Annotated in this window: 20 protein-coding genes; 12 read left to right on the forward strand and 8 right to left on the reverse strand. The window is 53.6% G+C overall.

Translation table 11 applies throughout. The annotated features are described in order from the left end of the window. Nucleotides 1-2 precede the first annotated feature (2 nt). Nucleotides 3-743, forward strand: coding sequence for a glycerophosphodiester phosphodiesterase (gene ugpQ, locus GE278_01340; GenBank protein QLK59502.1), 741 nt, complete (start codon nt 3-5; stop codon nt 741-743). Nucleotides 744-797: 54 nt separating this feature from the next. Here ugpQ and GE278_01345 read toward each other — a convergent pair whose 3' ends face one another. Then, a complete protein-coding gene (locus tag GE278_01345) occupies nt 798-1,100 on the reverse strand; it encodes a DUF2756 domain-containing protein (GenBank protein QLK59503.1) in 303 nt (100 codons plus the stop codon). Between the two features lie 202 nt (nt 1,101-1,302). Here GE278_01345 and GE278_01350 point away from each other — a divergent pair, with 202 nt between their 5' ends. Next, the gene (locus GE278_01350) at nt 1,303-2,202 is read left to right on the forward strand and encodes an EamA family transporter (GenBank protein QLK59504.1); all 900 of its coding nucleotides are present in this window, start codon (nt 1,303-1,305) and stop codon (nt 2,200-2,202) included. Here GE278_01350 and metR read toward each other — a convergent pair. Continuing rightward, nucleotides 2,108-3,043, reverse strand: a complete 936-nt coding sequence (metR, locus tag GE278_01355) for an HTH-type transcriptional regulator MetR (protein QLK59505.1) — start codon at nt 3,041-3,043, stop codon at nt 2,108-2,110. The two genes, GE278_01350 and metR, sit on opposite strands and share 95 nt — an antisense overlap. Before the next feature lie 104 nt (nt 3,044-3,147). Between metR and metE the strand changes: the two genes are divergently transcribed. The 3 genes from metE (at nt 3,148) to GE278_01370 (ending at nt 7,444) form a co-directional block, all read left to right on the forward strand. Further along, a complete protein-coding gene (gene metE / locus GE278_01360; protein ID QLK59506.1) occupies nt 3,148-5,427 on the forward strand; it encodes a 5-methyltetrahydropteroyltriglutamate--homocysteine S-methyltransferase in 2,280 nt (759 codons plus the stop codon). Between the two features lie 246 nt (nt 5,428-5,673). Then, nucleotides 5,674-6,438 carry an SDR family oxidoreductase gene (locus GE278_01365; protein QLK59507.1) on the forward strand — a complete coding sequence of 255 codons (765 nt, stop codon included), beginning with the start codon at nt 5,674-5,676 and terminating at the stop codon, nt 6,436-6,438. 145 nt (nt 6,439-6,583) lie between these two features. Continuing rightward, nucleotides 6,584-7,444, forward strand: a complete 861-nt coding sequence (locus GE278_01370; protein QLK59508.1) for a helix-turn-helix domain-containing protein — start codon at nt 6,584-6,586, stop codon at nt 7,442-7,444. An 8-nt stretch (nt 7,445-7,452) separates the two neighbouring features. On the opposite strand, the gene GE278_01375 is transcribed toward GE278_01370, so the two are convergent. From GE278_01375 to GE278_01395, 5 genes are read right to left on the reverse strand one after another with little or no spacing between them, the layout of a single operon-like run. Further along, nucleotides 7,453-7,797, reverse strand: coding sequence for a PTS fructose-like transporter subunit IIB (locus tag GE278_01375; GenBank protein QLK59509.1), 345 nt, complete (start codon nt 7,795-7,797; stop codon nt 7,453-7,455). A gap of 45 nt (nt 7,798-7,842) precedes the next feature. Next, nucleotides 7,843-8,745, reverse strand: a complete 903-nt coding sequence (locus GE278_01380) for a [formate-C-acetyltransferase]-activating enzyme (protein ID QLK59510.1) — start codon at nt 8,743-8,745, stop codon at nt 7,843-7,845. Beyond that, on the reverse strand, nt 8,711-11,008 hold the full coding sequence (locus tag GE278_01385) for a formate C-acetyltransferase (protein QLK59511.1): 2,298 nt from the start codon (nt 11,006-11,008) through the stop codon (nt 8,711-8,713). Before GE278_01385 ends, GE278_01380 begins: the two co-directional genes overlap by 35 nt. Before the next feature lie 16 nt (nt 11,009-11,024). Continuing rightward, on the reverse strand, nt 11,025-11,354 hold the full coding sequence (locus GE278_01390) for a PTS fructose-like transporter subunit IIB (GenBank protein QLK59512.1): 330 nt from the start codon (nt 11,352-11,354) through the stop codon (nt 11,025-11,027). A gap of 16 nt (nt 11,355-11,370) precedes the next feature. Then, entirely contained in the window at nt 11,371-12,450 is a 1,080-nt protein-coding gene (locus GE278_01395; GenBank protein QLK59513.1) for a PTS fructose transporter subunit EIIC, read from the reverse strand. Nucleotides 12,451-12,820: 370 nt separating this feature from the next. Between GE278_01395 and ptsP the strand changes: the two genes are divergently transcribed. Then, complete coding sequence (ptsP, locus tag GE278_01400) at nt 12,821-15,325, forward strand: phosphoenolpyruvate--protein phosphotransferase (GenBank protein ID QLK59514.1); 2,505 nt, start codon at nt 12,821-12,823, stop codon at nt 15,323-15,325. Nucleotides 15,326-15,336: 11 nt separating this feature from the next. Beyond that, nucleotides 15,337-15,999, forward strand: coding sequence for a fructose-6-phosphate aldolase (fsa, locus tag GE278_01405; GenBank protein ID QLK59515.1), 663 nt, complete (start codon nt 15,337-15,339; stop codon nt 15,997-15,999). A 152-nt stretch (nt 16,000-16,151) separates the two neighbouring features. Here the strand turns inward: fsa and GE278_01410 are convergent, their stop codons facing one another. Then, nucleotides 16,152-16,979 carry a carboxymethylenebutenolidase gene (locus GE278_01410; protein ID QLK59516.1) on the reverse strand — a complete coding sequence of 276 codons (828 nt, stop codon included), beginning with the start codon at nt 16,977-16,979 and terminating at the stop codon, nt 16,152-16,154. 158 nt (nt 16,980-17,137) lie between these two features. Here GE278_01410 and katE point away from each other — a divergent pair, with 158 nt between their 5' ends. The 5 genes from katE to ubiE all read left to right on the forward strand — a co-directional run bounded on the left by katE (nt 17,138) and on the right by ubiE (nt 23,709). Next, nucleotides 17,138-19,420, forward strand: coding sequence for a catalase HPII (gene katE, locus GE278_01415; protein QLK59517.1), 2,283 nt, complete (start codon nt 17,138-17,140; stop codon nt 19,418-19,420). 256 nt (nt 19,421-19,676) lie between these two features. Beyond that, on the forward strand, nt 19,677-20,438 hold the full coding sequence (locus GE278_01420) for a uridine phosphorylase (protein ID QLK59518.1): 762 nt from the start codon (nt 19,677-19,679) through the stop codon (nt 20,436-20,438). Between the two features lie 156 nt (nt 20,439-20,594). Next, nucleotides 20,595-21,122, forward strand: a complete 528-nt coding sequence (locus GE278_01425; protein ID QLK59519.1) for a DedA family protein — start codon at nt 20,595-20,597, stop codon at nt 21,120-21,122. A 157-nt stretch (nt 21,123-21,279) separates the two neighbouring features. After that, on the forward strand, nt 21,280-22,803 hold the full coding sequence (gene rmuC / locus GE278_01430) for a DNA recombination protein RmuC (protein ID QLK59520.1): 1,524 nt from the start codon (nt 21,280-21,282) through the stop codon (nt 22,801-22,803). A 150-nt stretch (nt 22,804-22,953) separates the two neighbouring features. Continuing rightward, nucleotides 22,954-23,709, forward strand: a complete 756-nt coding sequence (ubiE, locus tag GE278_01435) for a bifunctional demethylmenaquinone methyltransferase/2-methoxy-6-polyprenyl-1,4-benzoquinol methylase UbiE (protein QLK59521.1) — start codon at nt 22,954-22,956, stop codon at nt 23,707-23,709. Nucleotides 23,710-23,713: the final 4 nt, after the last annotated feature.

Raw genomic sequence — 23,713 nt, forward strand, 5'->3', positions numbered from 1 at the left:
ACATGAAAGCCTGGCCTTATCCTCGCATTGTGGCGCACCGCGGCGGCGGCGCACTGGCACCGGAAAACACGCTGGCCGCCATCGATGTGGGTGCGAAGCACGGTCATACAATGATCGAATTTGATGCCAAACTGGCACAGGGTGGGGAAATATTCCTGCTGCACGATGATACCCTCAACCGCACCAGTAATGGCTGGGGCGTGGCGGGCGAGCAGCCGTGGGAAAAGCTTCAGCAGCTCGACGCCGGAGACTGGTACAGCGCCGCGTTTAAAGGTGAAAAATTGCCGCTGCTGGCGCAGGTGGCTGAACGCTGTGCGCGCCATCACATGATGGTGAACATCGAAATTAAACCGACCACCGGTCTGAATGAAAAAACGGGTACTGACATCGCGCTTGCTGCGCGTGAACTTTGGAAGGACCAGGGCGTCCCGCCGCTGCTCTCCTCTTTTGAATTCGACGCGCTGGTCGCCGCGAAAAAAGCCGCCCCTGAGCTGCCGCGCGGATTACTTATCGATGAATGGCACGAAAACTGGAAAGCGCTGACCGACGAACTGGAATGCGTGTCTTTGCACCTCAATCACAAACTCCTGAATGAAGAGCGCGTACACGCGATCAAAGCCACCGGCCTGCATATTTTGGTGTACACGGTAAACAACCCCGAACGCGCCCGCGAACTTCTGCGCTGGGGTGTGGATTGTATCTGTACCGATAAGATTGATGTGATCGGGCCAGATTTCGAATAAAACGTGGCGGCAACATATGTAATCAGGCATGGAAGACACCACGCCTGATAAAAATTACGGCGTCTGATTCAATTTCTGATTCAGCGTCTGATTATTCTGCTGGATCTGCAACCGTTGCTGATTGCTCTGGATTTGCGAACGCAGCTTGAGTTGCTGTTGTTGCTGGTTACTACGCAGATCCTGCTCCTGCTGACGTTTCTGCATTTGCTGGTTGTTCTGCTGTTGTTGTTGCATGCGCTGTTGCGACGGATTGGTCAGCAGCGGATCGTTTGGATTGGGCACCTTCTCAGCGGCACCGGCAGCGTGAACGGCCAGCAGCAACGGCAGTGCGGCGATCATTGCATATAAGCGTTTCATCGGTTCATCCTCCATTTTCAGTCATCTGTTAAGTGTATGCCATCACACCCACGAGCGCGGCATTTGAAGGCACGTTTCCCTCAAAGCGTGGCGCGGCTCTCGTTTGTCCCATAATTAACCAGATGTAAACCACCTTCGCGCGTCGCGGCGTTTCTCATTCCGCTACAATCGTGCATCTCTTCCATTTTAGGGCTCAACTGCCGTGCCTTTACTTATTATCACCACCATTTTGTGGGCCTTTTCCTTCAGCCTGATCGGCGTTTATCTCGCCGGTCAGGTCGACAGCGTTTTCGCCGTGTTAGTCCGTTTAGGGTTGGCGGCGCTGGTATTCCTGCCGTTCCTGCGCTGGAAAGGCTATGCGCTTACCACCATCTTGCTGTACATGGCGGTGGGCGCGATGCAGCTTGGGATCATGTATCTCATCAGCTTCGAAGCGTATCTGTACCTGTCGGTGCCGGAATTCCTGCTGTTTACCGTGATGACGCCACTTTACGTGACGCTGATTTATGACCTGATCAGCGGACGCAAAATCCGTATTGGCTATGCACTCAGCGCACTGCTGGCGGTGGCGGGTGCGGCGATTATTCGTTACGACCACATCAGCGAGCATTTCATTATCGGGCTGTTGCTGGTGCAGGCGGCCAATATCTGTTTTGCCATCGGGCAGGTGGGATACAAACGTCTGATGGAAACCCGTCCGGTGCCGCAGCATACGGCCTTTTCCTGGTTCTACATCGGGGCGCTGATGTGCGCCGTGGTCGCGTGGTTCCTGTGGGGTAATCCGCAAAAATTACCGACCACAGAGTTGCAATGGGGAATTCTGGTGTGGTTAGGCGTGGGGGCGTCGGGGCTGGGATACTTCATGTGGAACTATGGCGCGACGCAGGTGGATGCCGGAACGCTTGGGATTATGAACAACTTTCACGTCCCGGCCGGGCTGTTGGTTAATCTGGCTATCTGGCAACAGCAGCCACACTGGCCGAGCTTTATTCTGGGCGCGGCGGTGATTATGTCCTCACTGTGGGTACACCGACGTTGGGTCGTGCCGCGTCGCGGACAAACGGCAGATGATCGCACGCGTGCTGGCGCGCTGAACGAATAAACGCTTCCGTGACCGGCTGACGCTGCTCGCCATCACGCACGGCGGCGTACAGTCGGCTCCATAAGCCATCGCCCAGGGTTTTAGTCACCACCAGACCCTGGCGCTCAAAACTCTCCACTACCCAGTGTGGCAGCGCCGCAATGCCCATTCTCGCCGACACCATCTGTATCAATAACAACGTGTTATCGACGCTTTTCAGTGACGGGCTGATGCCTGCCGGTTGCAGGAAATGCCGCCAGATATCCAGACGCTGACGTTGCACCGGATAAATCATCAGCGTTTCGCTGCTCAGATCTTCCGGCGTGATGATGGCTTTGGCCGCCAGCGGATGATCCGGTGCCAGCACCAGACGGACTTCAAAATCAAACATTGGCGAATAGTGCAAACCGCTGCGCGGCAGGATATCGGACGTTAACACAATGTCCAGCTCGCCTTGCTGCAGCGCCGGTTGCGGGTCAAACGTCACACCGGATTTGAAATCCATCAGTACCTGCGGCCAGTTCTGATGGAAGTTGTCCAGCGCGGGCGTCAGCCACTGAATACAGCTGTGGCATTCGATAGCGATGCGCAGTGAGGTCTGATGCGGCTCATTACACGCCTGTAACGCCTGCTGGATTTGCGGCAATACCTGTTCAGCCAGATTAAGCATGATTTCGCCCTGCGGTGTAAACCGCAGCGGCTGGCTTTTTCGCACAAATAATCTGAAACCCAGCCGTTGCTCCAGGTCACTGAACTGGTGAGACAGGGCCGATTGTGTCTGATGAAGCTGCGAGGCGGCAGCGGCCAGTGACCCGGTGTTGCGCAGTGCTTGCAACGTTCGCAGGTGTTTCAGTTCGATCATGAGAGTCCTTCACTGTGACATGAATAATTTGCGCTTGTGGAATATACAGTACCTGCGGATTATGGATGTGTAAACATCTGGACGGCTAAACAGGAATTAAAAAGATGACGATACTGAATCACACACTGGGTTTTCCACGCGTTGGTCTGCGTCGTGAACTTAAAAAAGCGCAAGAAAGCTACTGGGCAGGTAATTCCACTCAGGAAGAACTGCTGGCAACCGGCCGCGAACTGCGCGCCCGTCACTGGAAACAACAGGCCGAAGCGGGCGTGGATCTGCTGCCTGTCGGTGATTTTGCCTGGTACGATCACGTACTGACCACCAGCCTGCTGCTGGGTAACGTGCCTGCACGTCACCTGAATACTGACGGGTCTGTCGATCTCGATACCTTATTCCGCCTTGGCCGTGGCCGTGCACCGACCGGTAAACCGGCTGCCGCTGCGGAAATGACGAAATGGTTTAACACCAACTATCACTATATGGTGCCGGAGTTTGTGAAAGGTCAGCAGTTCAAACTGACCTGGACACAGCTGCTGGAAGAAGTGGACGAAGCCCTGGCGCTTGGCCACAAAGTGAAACCGGTTCTGCTCGGCCCGCTGACATATCTGTGGCTCGGCAAAGTGAAAGGCGAACAGTTCGACCGTCTGACACTGATTAATGACATTCTGCCGGTTTACCAGCAAGTTCTGGCCGAACTGGCGAAACGCGGTATCGAGTGGGTACAGATTGATGAACCTGCGCTGGTGCTGGAACTGCCGCAGGAATGGCTGGATGCGTACAAACCGGCTTATACCTCGCTGGAACAGAGCAAAACCAAACTGCTGCTGACCACCTATTTCGACAGCGTCGGGCACAATCTCGACACCATCCGTCAGCTGCCGGTTCAGGGGCTGCACATTGATGCAGTCGCCGGTCGCGATGATTTGCAAGCCGTCATCAGTAAACTGCCAGAAGAGTGGCTGATTTCTCTGGGCGTGATCAACGGGCGTAACGTCTGGCGTGCAGATCTGAGCACCTGGTTCGACCGCCTGAAGCCGCTGGTTGAAGGCCGTAATGTGTGGATCGGCAGCTCCTGTTCATTGCTGCACAGCCCGATTGATTTAAGTGTTGAAAGCCGTCTGGATGATGAAGTGAAAAGCTGGTTCGCGTTTGCACTGCAAAAATGTGCCGAGTTGTCACTGCTGACATCTGCGCTGAACAATCCGACCGCAGAAGCACAACAGAAACTGGCGGAATACAGCGCGCCAATCCGCGCCCGCCGTGAATCGACCCGCGTGAACAATGACGCCGTCGATAAACGCGTGGCGGCTATCACGACCGCCGATATCGAGCGTCCAAACGTATACACCCAGCGCGCCAAAGCGCAGCGTGCCCGTTTCAACTTGCCTGCATGGCCGACCACGACCATCGGCTCATTCCCGCAAACTACGGAAATTCGCGGTCTGCGTCTGGACTTCAAACAGGGCCGTCTGGATAACGCCAAATACCGTACTGGTATCAGCGAACACATCAAACAAGCCATCAAAGAACAGGAACGTCTGGGCATTGACGTACTTGTTCACGGCGAAGCGGAACGTAACGACATGGTCGAGTACTTCGGCGAGCATCTGGACGGTTTTGTGTTTACGCAAAACGGCTGGGTACAGAGCTACGGTTCCCGCTGTGTGAAACCGCCGGTCATCATTGGCGACGTCAGTCGTCCGGAAGCGATCACCGTTGAATGGGCGAAGTACGCACAGTCGCTGACCGAAAAACCGGTCAAAGGCATGCTCACCGGCCCGATCACCATCCTTTGCTGGTCCTTTCCACGTGAAGACGTCAGCCGCGAAACCATTGCTAAGCAAATTGGTCTGGCGCTGCGTGACGAAGTCGAAGATCTGGAAAAAGCCGGTATCGGTATCATTCAGATCGATGAACCTGCACTGCGCGAAGGCTTGCCGCTGCGCAGGTCTGAATGGAACGCGTACCTGCGTTGGGCGGTAGATGCGTTCAAACTGAACGCGGCGATTGCCAAAGATGACACGCAGATCCACACCCACATGTGTTATTGCGAATTCAACGACATCATGGATTCGATTGCTGCGCTGGACGCAGATGTGATCACTATCGAAACCTCGCGTTCTGATATGGAGTTGATAGAAACCTTTAAAGAATTCGATTACCCGAACGAAATCGGACCGGGTGTTTACGACATTCACTCGCCGAACGTGCCGAGCGTGGAGTGGATCGAAAACCTGTTGCGTAAAGCCGCTGACAGCATTCCGGCAGAGCGCCTGTGGGTGAATCCGGACTGTGGGCTGAAAACCCGTGGCTGGCCGGAAACCCGCGAGTCGTTGGAAAACATGGTGAAAGCAGCTAAGCGTCTGCGTGCAGAGAAAATCTGACCGGATGTGAGTAAAGAGTACGTTGGTGGAAGTGTGTCGGTGAATAACCGACACGTTGGGCTCCGGGGCTGTATACCCGGAGCCCTTTTTTTATCGATCATTCGTATTTTGTTACGACTCTTTCAGCCCGTGGCATACGGAGGCTGGCGCGTGATTTAAGGGTTTTTGACGTGCCGCTTTCTACAAAGCCCGGCTTTCTCCACTAGGCTTAATGCAGGGTTCAATTCATTAAGACAAGGAGAGAACATGAACCGATTTACAGACAAAGTGGTTGTCGTTACCGGCGCAGGTTCAGGTATGGGCGCTGCTTGCGCCCGACGTTTTGCCAAAGAGGGCGCGGTTGTCGTGCTGGTCGGGCGAACCAAAGAAAAGCTCGAGAAAGTCGCCAGTACGCTGAGCAGCACGCAATATTATATTCATCTGGCGGATGTGTCTTCGGCGCAGGACGTTGAGCGTATGGCGGCAGTGATCGAAGATAAATTCGGCCGGGTAGATGTGCTGGTGAACGGTGCAGGCGTGGTGGTGCAGGGTAAAGTCACTGAAGCCAGCCTCGACGACTGGCAAAAAATCATGGCGATCGACCTGAGCGGCGTTTTCTATTGCACGCGCTTCTTTATGCCAGCGTTGATTAAGAGCAAAGGTAATATCGTCAATATTTCTTCCGTATCCGGTATGGGAGGCGACTGGGGAATGAGCTTTTACAACGCAGCCAAAGGCGGCGTGACCAACTTTACCCGCTCAATTGCGATGGATCACGGAAAGGACGGTGTGCGCGTTAACGCAGTTTGCCCGTCTCTGACTTTCACTGAGATGGCTGCGGGGATCAAAGACAACCAGCCGCTGTTGGATAAATTCGCCGAACGCATCCCGCTCGGTCGCGGCGCAGAGCCGGAAGAAATTGCGGATGTCATCGCGTTCCTTGCCAGCCACGACGCGCGATTCGTCACCGGTGTGAATCTGCCAGTGGACGGTGGCCTGAGCGCATCTAACGGCCAGCCGCCGCAGGCATAAACGTCTTTCCGGCTCACTGTGCCCGGCACCCGCGCTGGCCAGTGGGCCGTTTCCCCCATCATTTCTCGCAAATCTGCGCGTTCCCTTTCTGCCTTCGGCCAAGGTTAGTTATCATAGACAGATTGTGCTGACAGGTAGCCGGACCATGACACATCCACTTTTTTCTGTTTTATCTCCTGTACTTGATGACTCCGCAGGCATCCGCCATGTGTATTTCGCCGGTGCTCAGCATCCGGTGCCTGCGCTGGCATATCAGGTGGATTTTCCTCGTCTGGAGCTGATCCTGGACGGTGAGCAGATAATGGAATGGGAAGATGAGCGGGGCAAAAATCAGGCGACGCGAATGCAGGCGGGCGATGTATTGTTTGTTCCGGCGAAAGGCTGGAACAATCCGCAGTGGAAAAATCCGGTGCGCACGCTGAGTATTTTATTTGGCAAGCAGCAGCTTGGATTCAGCCTGCTTCACTGGGATGGTGCAGGGTTTGATGCGAGTGAAAAGGGCAATATCGGCAGGCGTGGACCGCGTGTCGGTGCATTTATGTTACAGGCACTGAATGAACTGGCGTGGCACAGTAGCGATCAGCAAACGGCACGGTTTTTAGTGAAAGGACTGCTGAGTCATGCGCTGGATCTGTTCAGCTCTTCGGTTCAAACCGCATCGCGCAGTCAGGCGTTGTTCACGGCAATCCGTCAGCATATTGATGAACATTATCGTGAACCGCTGACTCGCGATTCTGTCGCCCAGATATTTTATATTTCACCGAATTATCTGTCGCACTTGTTCCAGAAAAGCGGCGGGGTCGGGCTAAATGAATATCTGAATTATGTGCGGCTGGAACAGGCGAAAAGCCTGCTTAAAGGCTACGACATGAAGGTGAAGGAAGTCGCTCATGCCTGCGGTTTTATCGACAGCAACTATTTTTGTCGCCAGTTTAAGAAGAGCACTGAGCGCTCCCCTTCAGAATACCGTCGGCAATACCGCAGCCAGTTTGAACAGGTAGAGTAGTCACTACGCTACGGCAAAATGATCTGTGTGCCCTGCGGTGAGGTCGCGATTTTCTTCACGGCGGCCATGACTTTTTCCGGTGTGCGCAAAAACGTATGCATACCCGTCTGAACGCAGCGGCTGTGGGCAAAGCGCTCGCGGTTTTCCAGCTGGATCTCGGTGACTAAAAGGACAATATCGGCCTGCGCAATTTCGCTTTCTGAAAGCGAGTTTTCGATGCCCAGTGCACCCTGTGTTTCCACTTTCACTTGCCATTTTTCCTGCGCACTGAGCTTTTCCAGACGCTCTGCTGCCATGTACGTATGTGCCACACCGCTGATGCACGCGGTGACGGCAACCAATTTCAATGACATTGTTGTTCCCCTTTGTCGGAAATCGTTGATCCGATTTTTAATCCGCTAACCGCCCACCACGACCCGATATCCGTAGCTTTCCGCCAGTGTACGATAAGGCGCAATGGTTTCTGCATCCGGCACTGGTGTTTTGTGCATGGAGTAGGTTTTTCCGAGCAGCGGATACTTGGCTTCACCGTACTTGTGGAAGGGTAACAGATGGATTTCATTTAAGTGGAAGGGTTTAAGAAAATCCAGGATCTGCTGCATGTTTTCGGGCATCAGTGTGTAACCGGGGATCAGTGGTAAACGAGGAAGCAGCCTAACGCCGCGTTGGGAAAGCGCGCTGAAATTTTCAAGCACCCGTGGCTGATTCATGTTGAGGACAGAACGTGCCAGCGACGGATCCATTATTTTTAAATCATATAAAACCTGATCGCAGCGATCGGTCAGCGCAAATAGGTGATCCAGCGGTGCATCACCTGCCGTTTCGATCGCAGTATGAATGCCAAGCGCCTGTAGCTCCTGCAATAACGCGCCTGCAAAATTATGTTGCATCAGCACTTCACCGCCGGAAAGCGTGACGCCACCGCCCGATGAGCGGAAAAACACTTCGTCCTTCAACAGACGTTTCATCAGTTCTGGCAGCGTAATGTCTTCGCCAAGGTATTCCATCGCACCGCTCGGGCATTCGTCCGGATCTTGCAAGCATGTCCGGCAGTTCAGGCATTTCGTCAGCCGTTTGATGGTCTGAATGCGCGGTGACATGGATTCCGGATTGGCACACCACGGGCAGCGGTGCGGGCATCCTTTGAAGAAAACCAGGGTACGAATACCCTGGCCATCATTGAGCGAAAACCGCTGAATGTTGAAAATTCGCCCGCGCAGGGCGCTCTCTGCGACGGTCGGTTTCATGACGACGGAGATGCGCAGGTCAGAGCTGGTGCGCGGTACGGCCGATAATGTCATCCTGAATCTCCTTTGACAGTTCGACAAAGAACGCGCTGTAGCCCGCCACCCTGACGACCAGACCTGCGAAATCCTGCGGACGCTTTTGCGCTTCGCGCAGTTGCTCAGCATTGACCACGTTGAATTGCACATGTTGCAATTTCAGACGTGTAAAAGCGCCGAGGAAATCTGCCAGCTTGTTAAGCCCCTGCTGGCCTTCCAGCGTCGACGGCGTGAATTTCACATTCAACAACGTACCGTTGGAAAGCAGCGTGTTATCGAGTTTGCTGACTGATTTCAGTACAGCTGTCGGCCCTTCATGATCTTGCCCCAGCATCGGGGAAAGCCCGCCGTCGGCCAGCTGTTCACCCGCAAAGCGGCCATCCGGCGTTGCGCCGACCACCGAGCCTAACGGCACGTGAGCTGAAACCGTATACGAGCCCGGTGTGAACTGCCCGCCGCGCGGATTGCGGTATTGCTCGACTTCTTTACAGTAATAACGCAGCAAATCGGCGCTGATGAGATCAACTTCGTCGACATCGTTGCCGTATTTTTCGAAGTGATTAATCAGACGAGCGCGGATGGCGCGGCCTTGTTCGCTTGCAAAATTTTCTTTCAGCGATGCCAGTAACTCATCAAACGTCATTCGCTGTTGATCAAACACTATTCCTTTCAGCGCATGAAGGGAGTCGGAAAGATTCGCGATGCCAATCCCCTGAACGCCGGAGAAGTTATAGCGCGCACCGCCTGCGGTGATGTCTTTGCCGCTCTCCAGACAGCCTTCGATAAACGAAGAGAGCAGCGGAACCGGCGCCCAGTCGCGGTGGCCGATATCGCAGATATTGCTGCCCTGCGCCATCAGTTTGACGTAGTGACTGATTTTTTGACGGATTTTCTCTACCAGCACCGCATAGGTGATCGCCGGATTACCTTCATTTTCATGCAGTGTTAACTCCATGACTTTCAGCAGGTTAAACATCGCGATATCGTGCAGCCCGTAGGTTTTCCCTGGAATCGACAGTTCCACGCAGCCGACGACGGCGTAATCTCGCGCATCTTCAAGCCGTACGCCACGGTTTAGGAACGCGGGCACCACCACTTCATCATTAAAGATTTGAGGAATACCGGTGCCGAGACGGATGGTTTCGGCGGTTTTCAGCAGGAACGAGCGGTCGATGAGTTCATTTACCCGCACGCCGAGATTGGGCTGTGGCAGGCAGATGCTCTGGTAGGCATCCAGGCACAGGAATGAAAGCACGTTGACGGCGCTGCGCCCGGTTTCAGTCAGACCGCCGAGCAAAATGGTATAACCGGTGGGGAATCCGGCAAAATAGCGGGCGCTGGAAGTGGAGCGCAGCAGAACGATGTCGTTGCACTTCACCCACAGACTCTCCAGCAGTTCTTTGAGGAACGCCGGTGATTCCCCATGTGACAGGGAATGCTGATAGAACGGCAGCATGTACTGATCAAAGCGCCCAAGCGAGAGCGAACTGGCGTTGGATTCGTACTGCAAAATGATATTCATATACCAGAACAACTGGCAGGCCTGATAGAAATCCTGTGGCTTACTGGCTGAGATATGCAGTGAAATACTGGCGATTCTCTCGAGTTCCTGCTGTCTTTGTGGATCTTCGCATTCGTCCGCCATCAGCGTCGCCAGCGCGGCGTAGCGAAGAATATGTCGCTGCGCTGCCTGCAACAGGATCAGCGCCGCCTGATAAAAAGCATTATCCGGATCTTGTAAAACGTGCTGTTGCAACTCGGCCACTAAGTTATCCAGACCGGTGTTCAGCAGGCGCGGATAATCAATAATGATGTGCCCCTGACCTTTATCGGTCTGGTTGATGCTGAAAATCTGCGTTTTGGTGGCGTCGGTGACTTCTTCCGGCATCTGGCAGTTAATGAAATCTTTCATCGAACGCGATTCCCAGTAAGGGAAAAGCTGCTCGCGGTAAAATTGTTTGTCCTCATCGGAAATCGTGAAACGGTCCTGCGGACGGGTTGAGAAAGTATCCAGTTCTTTCAGTAGCCAGTAGGGATCCATTTCAGGAGAGACAATCCCCGCACGCGGTTTAACCGTACGATTACCGGCAATCAATTCGTCCTTACGCAGGGTAATCTCAACGTGATCCAGAATGTACGCCGTGGCCTTTGCGCGGCGCAGAAGCGTCGGTTCGCCCTCCGTCTTTCGATGGCTTGCGGTATACAGCAGGGCGCGTTCCAGCGAGATTTCACGCGGGCTGGCGAAAAGCGCGGTTTTCAGACGTTCGATGCGAGAAGTCATCCTGTTCTCCTTAAACTCAATCCGTGACAGCAGCTTTGCTGAGGTGTGCGGCGATCTTTTCCATGATGGCGTCGGCGCGTTTTACTGCATCGCTGATACCGACACGAACCGTCACTTTGCCTTTAAAGCGTTCTTCAAATTTGATGCCGATGTCCTTAGTCAGAATCACAATATCTGCGGCGGCCACGTCTTCTGCCGTCAGTTCATTTTCCAGACCGATGGAGCCCTGTGTCTCCACTTTGCATTCCCAGCCTTTGGCTTTCGCTGCATGTTCAATGGCTTCAGCAGCCATGTAGGTATGGGCAACGCCGGACGGGCAGGCGGTGACAGCAATAATCTTGGTCATAATGTTTTCCCTGGTGTCAGTTAATTTCAAAGTCCAAATCCAGATCAGATTCCTGATGGTTTTTTGTGGATTGTTTTTTGGCGGCCAGATATTTCAGCAGGTTGAGACATAGCGCGGTGACGATCATGCCCACCAGCAGCGCGCCGATATAAGCAAATTTGCCCTGAACGACCGGCAGCACGATAAGTCCGCCCCAGCCCGCATAACATTCTGCGCCGAGTAACGCGGCGGTGACCGCCGCACAGGCAGAACCGATCATGATGGAAGGAATAACGCGCAGTGGATCAGCAGCGGCGAACGGGATCGCGCCCTCAGTGATGCCAACGCAACCCATTAACATGGCCGCTTTGCCCGCTTCACGTTCTTCTATGGAGTAAAACTTGCGACCAATCAGGGTGGCGAAACCGACGCCGAGCGGTGGCGTGGCGATGGCAACTGCGGCTATGGCGACGACGGTATACACGCCCTGCGCGACGCAGATCAGCATAAAGGCGTAAGCAACCTTATTGACTGGCCCACCCATGTCGAACGCCAGCATCAGACCCATAATGATGGCGAGTACGACGATGCTGCCCTGTTGCATCCCTTGCAGCCAGTGGGTGAGCGAGGAAGTCAGCAGCCCGACGGGTTCGCCGAGCCCCCACATCATGATCCCTGCCGTCAGCAAGGTGCCGACAATCGGGATCACGAAGATCGGCATTACAGAGCGCAGGATCTTCGGAACCGGGATCTTTTTGAGATAGAAAACGATAATGCCCCCCAGCAAACCGGCGATGATCGCGCCGAAAAATCCCGCACCAAAGGAAGCACCCACCCAGGCACCTATGGCCGCAGGGGCCAGTGCGGAGCGGTCAGCGATGGAGTAACCGATGTAGGCCGCCAGAAAAGGCACCATCAGGGTCAGACCGGCGACGCCGATATCAAACAGCTTTTTCAGATTGGGATCGGTTAAGGCATCCGGCACCGCACCTTTACCGTAAAGCATGACAGAGATGGCCAGCAAAATGCCGCCCGCGACCACAAAAGGGATCATGTGAGAGACGCCAGTCATCAGGTGCTGGCGGGTATTTTTTAGAATATTGAGCAAGTCTTTCATGATTGGCTCCAGGAGCTTCCGGTGTCGGGCATAACGATCGCAAATATCCGGGCTTCGTAACGGGAAAAAGCGCAGATACTGAAAGGGTATCGATGACAACAATAGGCTGAGGGGCAAGGCGCTAATAGTGGACAAATTTGTGTTTTACTGGACTTTTGTAATGTTCGTTCGAAAATGCGAGCAGCTTCAAATAACCCGATATAACGGGCGGTTTCTCGACCACTGTACAGTGTGAGCTGTCTCGCAAAAAACAGCAGACATTACATTTATCCAGTGTTTGTCATTTTTGTCTGGTAGCCAGCGCGAGCCTCTGGCTCTTATTCTGCAAGAGCCGGTAATTTTCACCGGCATCTGGGATGAGGATTCAGAAATGACCAAGAAGTTGAGCTTCACCTGCGTATTGGTAAATGGGGTTCATGCCCGTCCGGCGAGCCATATCGAAACGTTATGTAACGGATTTAACGCGACGTTTCAGTGGCATAACGCGCGTACAGACCGCGTTGCGGACGGCAAAAGCGTCCTGTCGTTGATTGGAGCAGATATTCTGCTCGGCGATGAATGCCATGTGACGGTGGACGGTGCCGATGAAAATGCGGCGCTGGCAGCGCTGACCCACTTCATCGAACATCAGTTTCCGCTGTGCGATGAGGCACTTCCTGAACACGATGAAACCGCGGAACGCGAACCTCTCCCTGAATCCTTAGCTCACCTTGCCCCGGTTATTTACCGCGCCCGCTCCGTTAGCGAAGGCTGTGCGCTGGGCAAACTCATTACTCTCTCCAACGTGAATCTGGCGGCGCTGACTGATCTGCCTGCTTCGCAGGGCAAGGATAAAGAGCAAAGCCTGCTTTCAGGCGGGCTGGCACAGCTCGAAAAATCTATTGAATTACAACTAATGGAGGGCAGCGGCACCATTACCGCTGTGCTCGAAGCACATCGTTCTTTGCTGCGCGATAACAGCCTGCGTGACGCGTTGCTAAGCCATGTAATGGAAGGAAAAAGCTGCGCGCAGAGCATTGTGGAAACCGCCGCATATTTCAGCGCGCAACTCGCACAATCCTCCAGTGCCTATCTGCGCGAACGTGAACTGGATATTCGTGATGTCAGTTTTCAGTTGTTGCAGCATATTTATGGTGACGCGAGATTTGCATCCCAACAAACCCTCAGTGAAGCCAGTATTTGCCTGGCGGATGAATTAACGCCCAGCCAGTTTCTCGAGCTCGATAAAAAGCATCTCAAAGGTTTACTGCTCGGCAGCGGCGGCAGCACGTCCCACACCGTCATTTTAGCGCGATCGTTCAATATTCCTACACTGGTGGGAGTCGATCCTTTGCCCTTGGAGGCATATCTGCGGCAGGACGTGCAGATCGATGGTGATCTTGGGCTGGTTGCCTGTGCGCTGACGGAGCCGGTGCGCCGTTATTACCGTCAGGAGCAGGCCGTCCATCAGGCATTGCGCCAGCAGCAAAGTGAATATCTTGATAAGCCAGGCTATACCGCCGACGGCGTGCGACTTGAAGTGGCCGCGAACATTGCACATTCAGTCGAAGCCAGCGCCGCGTTCGGCAACGGTGCGGAAGCGGTGGGCCTGTTCCGTACAGAAATGCTGTATATGGATCGCGTCAGCGCGCCTTCGGAAGATGAGTTGTACAACATTTACTGTCAGGCGACAGAATCGGCGAAAGGTAAAACCATTATCGTGCGGACGATGGATATCGGTGGTGATAAGCCGGTTCATTATCTGAATATTCCTGCTGAGAATAATCCGTTCCTCGGGTATCGCGCAGTTCGTATTTATCAGGAGTTTCTGCCGCTGTTCCTCACCCAGCTGCGTTCGATCCTGCGCGCGTCGGCACACGGAACGCTGAAAATTATGATCCCGATGATCTCCTCGATGGAAGAGATTTTATGGATCAAAGATCGTCTGGCTGAAGCCAAAGAATCACTGCGCAGCGAGCAGATCCCGTTCGATGAAAAAATTCAGTTGGGGATCATGCTGGAAGTGCCTTCGGTGATGTTCATCATCGATCAGTGCTGCGAAGAGATTGATTTCTTTAGCATCGGCAGTAACGATCTCACACAATATCTCTTGGCGGTCGACCGCGACAACGCCAAAGTGACCCGCCATTACAACAGTCTGAATCCGGCGTTCCTGCGCGGGCTCGACCACGTGGTGCGCGAAGTACATCGCCACGGAAAATGGATTGGGCTGTGCGGAGAACTGGGTGCGAAAGGCTCAGTGCTGCCGCTGCTCGTCGGGCTAGGATTGGATGAAATCAGTATGAGCGCACCGTCGATTCCGGTCACCAAAGCGCGGCTTTCAAAACTCGACAGTCGCGAATGCCGCCTGCTGCTCAACCGCGCGATGCAGTGCCGTACGTCGCTGGAAGTTGAACACCTGCTGGCGCAGTTCCGCATGGCGGTGAACGACGCCCCGCTGATCACTGCGGAATGTGTGGCGCTGAATACGGACTGGCGCAGCAAAGAAGAAGTCATCAAAGGCATGGTCGATAATCTGATGCTCGCCGGGCGCTGCCGGTATCCGCGTAAACTCGCCGCCGACGTCTGGGCGCGCGAAGCGGTGTTTTCCACCGGTCTCGGCTTCGGTTTCGCCATTCCGCATACCAAATCTGAACATATCGAACAATCCACCATCAGCGTGGCGAAGTTACAGGAGCCGGTGCAGTGGGGCGATGAGGAGGCGCAGTTTGTCATCATGCTGACACTCAACAAACATGCCGCCGGTGACCAACATATGCGGATTTTCTCTAAGCTGGCGCGCCGGATCATGCATGACAGTTTCCGTGATGCGCTGATGCATTCAACGACAGCGGCGCAGATTGAAGCGCTACTGAAACAAGAGCTTGAACTCTGACAGGAGATGGCATGGAACTCTATCTGGATACCGCTGATATCAGCGCGGTTAAACGCTTATCGCGGATTTTACCGTTGCAGGGCGTAACCACTAATCCGAGCATTGTGGCGAAAGCACGTACCTCATTATGGGAAGTATTACCGGCACTGCGCGATGCGCTGGGCGGCGAAGGGAAATTGTTTGCACAGGTTCTGGCCACTCAGGCTGAACAGATGGTAGAAGAGGCGGAATTACTGCATTCCCGCGTACCGGGATTGGTCGTCAAAGTGCCGGTCACCGCCGAAGGGCTGGCGGCGATGAAAATTCTGCGCACTCGTAAAATTCCGATGCTGGGCACTGCGGTGTATGGCGCAGGGCAGGGGCTGCTTTCGGCCCTGGCGGGGGCGGAATACGTCGCGCCCTATGTGAACCGGCTGGATGCTCAGGGTGGTGACGGTATTGCGATGGTCACTGAGTTGCAGCAATTACTGACGCTGCATGCCCCGCACGCAAAAGTGCTGGCCGCCAGTTTTAAAACGCCGCGTCAGGCGCTGGCTTGCCTGCTGGCCGGGTGTCAGTCGATCACGTTGCCGGTGGATGTGGCGGAGCAGTTTGTCAGTGCGCCTGCGGTTCAGGCTGCGGTCGAAAAGTTTGAAGAAGACTGGCAGGGCGCGTTCGGACAGCTGTCGCTGTAATCCTTCATTTTATTTTTATGAAAGCATTTCAGGTAAAAAGGCCCGGCAGGAAATGGACTGCACCCCAAAAGTTGGACACCCAACTGAGTAAGGTGCAGTCCAGAAATCTGCCGGGCCTTTTCTGTTTCTGCCAGTGATACCTGCTAACGCGATTATTTCACACCGTAGTGTCCGAAGAAATCCAGCATCCGTTGCCAGCCATCGGCTGCGGCTTCTGCGTTATAGCTCGGGCGATAATCGGCGTTAAATGCGTGCCCGGCTTGCGGATACACCACGATTTCCGCATCGGCATTGGCAGCCCGGATGGCCTGACGCATGGTTTCGATAGTTTCCTGCGGAATGCTACTGTCCTGCCCGCCATACAAGCCAAGCACCGGCGCATCAAGAGCTGCGGCACGGTCTACGGGATTCGACGGGCTGGTCAGCGTTTTATCGCCCACCAGTTTGCCGTACCACGCCACACCGGCTTTCAACTGCGGATTGTGCGCCGCATACAGCCAGGTGATCCGCCCGCCCCAGCAAAAACCAGTAATGCCTAATTTTGAAATATCGCCTCCGTGCTGAGATGCCCAATGAGCCGTATGATCAAGATCGGAAAGTACCTGTTGATCCGGCACTTTACTGACCAGCTTGGCAAATAACTCGCTGATTTCATTGTAATCGCGTGGATCGCCTTGACGGAAATACAGCTCGGGGGCGATCGCCAGATAGCCCTGCTTCGCCAGACGACGGCAGACATCCTGTATATGTTCGTGTACGCCAAAAATCTCCTGCACCACCAGAATGATAGGTAATTTTCCGGTGAACTGCTCCGGACGGGCAAGATAGGCGGGCAGATCTTCTCCCTGCGAAGGGATAGTGGTCTGGCCGGCGTGCAGGCCGTCGGTATCCGTGTGGATTGTGGTTTCAGCGACCGGCGTCACGGCCGGAGCAAAGCTGGTCGGAGCCTGTTTCAGGGGGAGGATTTCATCATTTTTCATTGGAGTCTCCATACAGAAAATTTGCGCTTTGGATTAAAACTATAGTCTGAAAGCGGCAACAGCAAGGCGCAAGAGATGTTCTATAGTTAAAAGTTAGTCAGGAAAACTGTCACGGAAGACTCATGGAACGCCCGAAACTTAAGTAGGAGTCTTGTGCAATGTCGAAATTACCTTCAAAAAAAACCAAGAAAAGTGAGTCATTACCGGTAAGCCGCGCCCCCGCCACGGGCATTAAATCCACACAACCCGGTCTGGGAGATTTGGCACCCACGGATCGCGCTTATCAGCCTTCGCCACAACCGACACCGCCTGGAAAAGAGCCTACCGCTTCCGGCAGTGCCAAAAGTCCGCAAAATACCAACGCTAAACTTGATGCGTTGGAAAGACATCGTAAAAATGGTGAAAAGCAGCCGCTGACCACCAATCAGGGGACGAAAATCTCTGATGATCAAAACTCGCTGAAAGCCGGCAGCCGTGGTCCGACCCTGCTGGAAGATTTCATTCTCCGCGAGAAAATCACTCATTTTGACCACGAGCGTATTCCCGAACGTATTGTTCACGCGCGAGGTGCCGCTGCTCACGGCTATTTTCAGCCTTACCGCAGTATGAAATCTGTCACCAAAGCCAGTTTCCTCTCTGACCCGAAAAAGCAAACGCCAGTGTTTGTGCGCTTTTCTACCGTGCAGGGTTCGCGAGGTTCTGCGGATTCCGTCCGCGACATTCGTGGCTGGGCCACTAAGTTTTATACCGATGAAGGTATTTACGATCTGGTCGGTAACAACACGCCGGTCTTCTTTATTCAGGACGCTCACAAGTTCCCGGACTTTGTGCATGCGGTAAAACCTGAACCGCACAATGAAATTCCGCAGGGCGCGAGCGCACACGATTCCTTCTGGGATTACGTGTCCCTGCAACCGGAAACCTTGCATAACGTATTCTGGGCGATGTCCGACCGAGGTATTCCGCGCAGTTATCGCACGATGGAAGGTTTCGGCATTCACACATTCCGTTTCGTGAATGCCAAAGGAAAATCCACCTTCGTCCGTTTTCACTGGAAACCACTGGCGGGCAAAGCCTCACTGCTGTGGGATGAAGCGCAGAAACTGGCCGGGAAAGATGCCGATTTCCATCGTCGTGACCTGTGGGAATCCATCGAAGCTGGCGATTATCCGGAGTATGAACTGGGTGTTCAGCTGATCCCCGAAGAGGAAGAATTCAAATTTGATTTCGATTTACTCGACCCGACCAAGCTGATTCCAGAGAAACTGGTGCCGGTTCAGCTCATCGGCAAAATGGTGCTTAACCGTAACCCGGATAACTACTTTGCTGAAACTGAGCAGGTGGCGTTTCATCCTGGGCATGTGGTGCCGGGCATTGATTTCACCAATGATCCACTGTTACAGGGGCGACTTTTCTCCTACACCGATACGCAGATTAGCCGTCTGGGCGGGCCAAATTTCCATGAAATTCCGATCAACCGTCCAACCTGTCCGTACCATAATTTCCAGCGCGACGGCATGCACCGTCAGGATGTCGATACTAATCCGGCTAACTACGAGCCGAATTCCATCAATAATAACTGGCCGCGAGAAACGCCTCCGGCCGCATCGGGTGGCGGTTTCGAAAGTTATCCGGAACGGATTGATGCGGCAAAAGTTCGCCAGCGCAGTGAGTCGTTTGCTGAGTTTTACGCACAGCCGCGCCTGTTCTGGTTAAGCCAGACGCCAACCGAGCAGGATCACATCGCCGGGGCATTCTCCTTTGAATTATCCAAAGTCGCCCGGCCTTATATTCGCGAGCGTGTGGTGGATCTGCTGGCTCGTGTCGATCAGTCGCTGGCGCAGAAGGTGGCTAAAAACGTCGGCGTGACGCTTTCACCGGATACGCTAAAAATCAAACCGCCAAAACCGGTAAATGGTCTGGACAGCGATCCATCGCTCAGTCTGTATGCCAGCGGCAAAGGGGTGATTAAAGGGCGTCAGGTTGCATTGCTGTTGGGCGATGGTGTTCACGCCGCGGATGTTCTGGAAACCTTACAGGCGCTGCAGGCTGCAGGTGTTCACCCTAAACTGCTGGCCAGCCATTTGGGGACAGTGACCGCGGATGACGGCTCGACGTTACCGATTGACGCCACGTTTGCAGGTTCGCCGTCAATCACTGTTGACGCCGTGATTGTGCCACACGGGCATATTGATGCGTTACTGATGAGCGGGGACGCACGGCATTTCATTCTTGAATCTTATAAGCATCTGAAAGTTATCGGTCTGAGCGGAGACGCGCGCCGTTTTAAATCCCTATTGGGACTGAAGGATGAGGTGAAAGAAGAGGGGATTATTGAAGGCGAAAAAGCCGAAGGTGCCCTGTTGAAGGCATTCCTGAAAGACTTAGCGAAACATCGGATCTGGTCGCGCAGCGCTGCTGCTGACGCCGTTCCTGCCTGATTTTCTGCAATTAAACATGCAGGCAGAGCCCGTCACGGGGTAATGCCTGTTTTTTATGTCCGCAGAAGAAGGTCCTACCGTATGAAATTTCATCTATGGCAGTATAATTTGTGATTTGAATCACAAATTAAATGTATGCGTTACTCTTGTTGTTACATCATAGTGACGACCGTCACGAAATGACGTCACAATGTTCAGTACAGTTGCCGGGTGTTCCTCCTGCCAATAAATGACCTTACACACAGAGGAGTTTGTTATGTCTCAGCCTGAAGTTTTCCACCTTGGCCTGACCAAAAAAGATTTAAACGGCGCGACGCTGGCGATTGTTCCCGGCGACCCTGAGCGCGTGGAGAAGATTGCCAAACTGATGGAAAACCCGGTTCGCCTGGCTTCCCACCGCGAGTTTACATCATGGCGCGCTGAGCTTGACGGCAAATCTGTGATCGTGTGCTCAACCGGTATTGGTGGCCCGTCAACGTCTATCGCGGTCGAAGAGCTGGCACAGCTCGGCATCCGCACTTTCCTGCGTGTCGGTACCACCGGTGCCATTCAGCCACATATCAACGTCGGTGACGTTCTGGTGACGACCGCGGCTGTGCGTCTTGACGGTGCCAGCCTGCACTTTGCACCGATGGAGTTCCCGGCAGTTGCCGATTTTGCCTGTACGACAGCGCTGGTCGCTGCGGCAGAGGCTGTGGGCGCACAAACGCATATCGGCGTAACTGCTTCTTCAGACACCTTCTATCCGGGTCAGGAGCGTTATGACACTTACTCCGGCCGCGTCGTTCGTCGCTTCAAAGAGTCGATGAAAGAGTGGCAGGAAATGGGCGTGATGAACTACGAAATGGAATCCGCCACTCTGCTGACCATGTGCGCAAGCCAGGGTCTGCGTGCAGGTATGGTTGCCGGTGTCATCGTGAACCGCACACAGCAAGAAATTCCTAATGCTGAAACCATGAAAAAGACCGAGAGCCATGCGGTGAAGATTGTCGTTGAAGCCGCCCGCCGTCTGATTTGATTTTTCAAAAATATAAAACACATCACATTTATGGGCTGCCTCCGGCGGCCCTTTTTTTTGCCCATTTCTAGGGATCTGTTAAGGTCAGGTTTGTAGTGTGTCTGGAATAATCCCATTCATTCCACCTGCGAATCCATGAAAAAAGGAACTGCATTTTTGACTGTTAACGACATTCTTGATTACACCACCACGTTTATTCGTGCGCATCAGGTGTGGGCTGCACCCATCGTTTTTTTTCTGGCTTTCGGTGAATCATTGGCCTTTCTTTCACTGCTGCTTCCCGCGACCTTTATTTTACTCGGACTCGGCGCGCTAATTGGTGAAACCGGTATCCCTTTCTGGCCCATCTGGGCGGCAGCGGCGGTCGGTGCATTCTTAGGCGACTGGCTGTCATATTGGGTCGGTTCCCATTATCAGGATCGTGTCGGCAACTTCTGGCCGTTCTCCCGTCATCCGCAAATGCTAGTTCGCGGCCATGCCTTTTTTGATAAATGGGGCATGCCGGGGGCATTCATTGGTCGATTCTTTGGCCCGCTTCGTGCCGTCGTTCCGCTGGTCGCCGGTATTTGCGGAATGCCACAAAAATACTTCCAGATGGCCAACATTACTTCCGCGCTGATCTGGGCTTTCTGTATTCTGGCGCCCGGCGCATTTGGCATTCAATGGCTCAGCCGGTGGTTTTGAATCCTGCTCTCTGCGAATGACCGCCGCAAGGGGGGAAACACAGAGAAATTTCATTTTGGAAGACATCCCGCAAAGCCTTAATGCAACAGAAAATAGACTGGACATCCATACAGCCTGCTATTACCGTGACCGCAGATAAATTTAAGAAGGAAAACGCGTGGATATCAGCATTCTGACTGCCCTGGGCGCGGGGTTAATCGGTTTATTAGTGGGCTGGCTGGTGGCCAGTCTGCGTCAGCAGCAACAGCGGACTGAGTTTGAGACTCAACGCCGTTTGCTTGAACATTCGCTTGATCAGGTGAGAGCCGAAAATGACGCGATCAAAGGCGAGCGGCAGTCCTCTTTGCAGCAAATCCGTGAGGCTGAGTTGGAGTTGCGAAAACTTCACAGCATGCAGGCGGCCAGCCAGGAAAAACTGCAACTGCTGACGCACTGGCAAAACGAATGCGAACAGCTTAATCAGGAACTGCGTGCGCAGCGCGAAATCAACAGCGCGCAGGAAGCCGAGTTACGTGAAGTGTCGACCCGTCTCGATGAAACACGCATGGCCGCCGAAGATAAGCAGCGGTTGCTGATCAACAGCGAACAGCGTCTGAGTAGCCAGTTTGAAAATCTAGCGAACCGGATCTTCGAACAAAACGGCCGTCGCGCCGACGAACAGAACAAGCAAAGCCTCGATAAACTGCTCCTGCCGCTGCGCGAACAACTGGATGGTTTTCGCCGTCAGGTACAGGACAGCTTCGGGCAGGAGGCACGTGAGCGACATACGCTGGCGCACGAGATTCGAAATCTGCAGCAGCTTAATGTTGAAATGGCGCGTGAAGCCGTCAACCTCACTAAAGCGCTGAAAGGTGATAACAAAACTCAGGGCAACTGGGGCGAGGTCGTGCTGAGCCGCGTGCTGGAAGCCTCCGGTTTGCGCGAGGGTTACGAATATCAGACTCAGGTCAGCGTGCAGGTGGACAGCAACAGCCGAATGCAGCCGGACGTAGTGGTACGTCTGCCGCAGAATAAAGACGTGGTGATTGACGCTAAAATGACGCTGGTGGCCTACGAGCGTTATTTTAACAGTGAAGACGACAGCGAGCGTGAACTGGCGCTCAGCGAACATATTGCGTCGGTACGTGGGCATATCCGTTTACTGGGGCGCAAAGATTATCAGCAGCTTCCCGGTCTGCGCAGCCTTGATTATGTGCTGATGTTTATTCCCGTCGAGCCTGCTTTTCTACTGGCGATCGACCGGGAGCCCGAATTGATCAGCGAAGCGCTACGACACAATATTATGCTGGTCAGCCCGACGACTCTGCTGGTGGCATTACGTACCATCAGCAATTTGTGGCGCTATGAACACCAGAGTCAGAATGCCAAACGTATTGCCGAGCGTGCTGCTCGCCTGTATGACAAACTGCGTCTTTTCGTCGATGATATGGAGTCGATGGGGCTAAGTTTGGATAAAGCGCAGGGAAGTTATCGTTCCGCAATGAATAAACTCTCGCAAGGGCGTGGTAATCTCATTGGGCAGGTGGAAAGTTTCCGGGCGTTGGGCGTTGAAGTTAAACGGCCGATCAGCCCCTCTCTGGCCGAGATGGCTAAAGCGGAAAATGAACCTGAAGATACCGCATCTCTGCCCGACACCTCTGATGCGGAAGAAGAACCGACGTTGAACCCGAACGACTCATGACGGTTAGCTGGCAGCACCAGGTTTTGACTGATTTTATGATTCAACCGATGAATCTTTGCGACATGTTGAATCAGCATCGGTGATGGGGCTTTCTAACGGGTTCTGATACACTTCTCCCCAAGAGTTCGACTGAAAAAGCAGGCATATAAAATGGAAAAGCAGACGCAGGAAACTACGCATTTTGGTTTTCGCACGGTAGCTAAAGATGACAAACAGGGGATGGTGGCAGATGTCTTCCATTCCGTGGCGGCAAAATATGACCTGATGAATGACCTGATGTCTTTCGGCATTCATCGTATCTGGAAACGTTTCACTATTGATTGCAGCGGTGTGCGCCGTGGTCAGCGTGTGCTGGATCTGGCGGGTGGTACCGGTGATTTGACCGCTAAGTTCTCCCGACTGGTCGGCGAGACTGGCGAAGTCGTTCTGGCGGATATTAACGATTCCATGCTGAAAATGGGGCGCGAAAAATTGCGTAACCTTGGCATCGTGGGTAATGTCAGCTACGTGCAGGCTAACGCCGAAGCGCTGCCTTTCCCTGATAATTACTTCGACTGCATCACTATTTCTTTCGGCCTGCGTAACGTTACCGAAAAAGAAAAAGCGCTGCGTTCTATGTACCGCGTGCTCAAGCCGGGTGGTCGCTTGCTGGTATTGGAGTTCTCCAAGCCGCAGCTGAAACCGCTGAGCAAAGCGTACGACACCTATTCCTTCCATATTTTGCCGCGCATTGGTGAACTTGTTGCGCAAGATGCTGAAAGCTATCGCTATCTGGCAGAATCTATTCGTATGCATCCGGATCAGGAAACGTTGAAAGGCATGATGGGTGATGCTGGTTTTGAGAATGTGATTTATCACAATCTGACCGGTGGCATCGTTGCGCTGCATCGGGGTTTCAAATTCTGATATG

It is taken from the genome of Enterobacteriaceae bacterium Kacie_13 (assembly GCA_013457415.1).
Classification (GTDB): Bacteria; Pseudomonadota; Gammaproteobacteria; order Enterobacterales; family Enterobacteriaceae; genus Rahnella.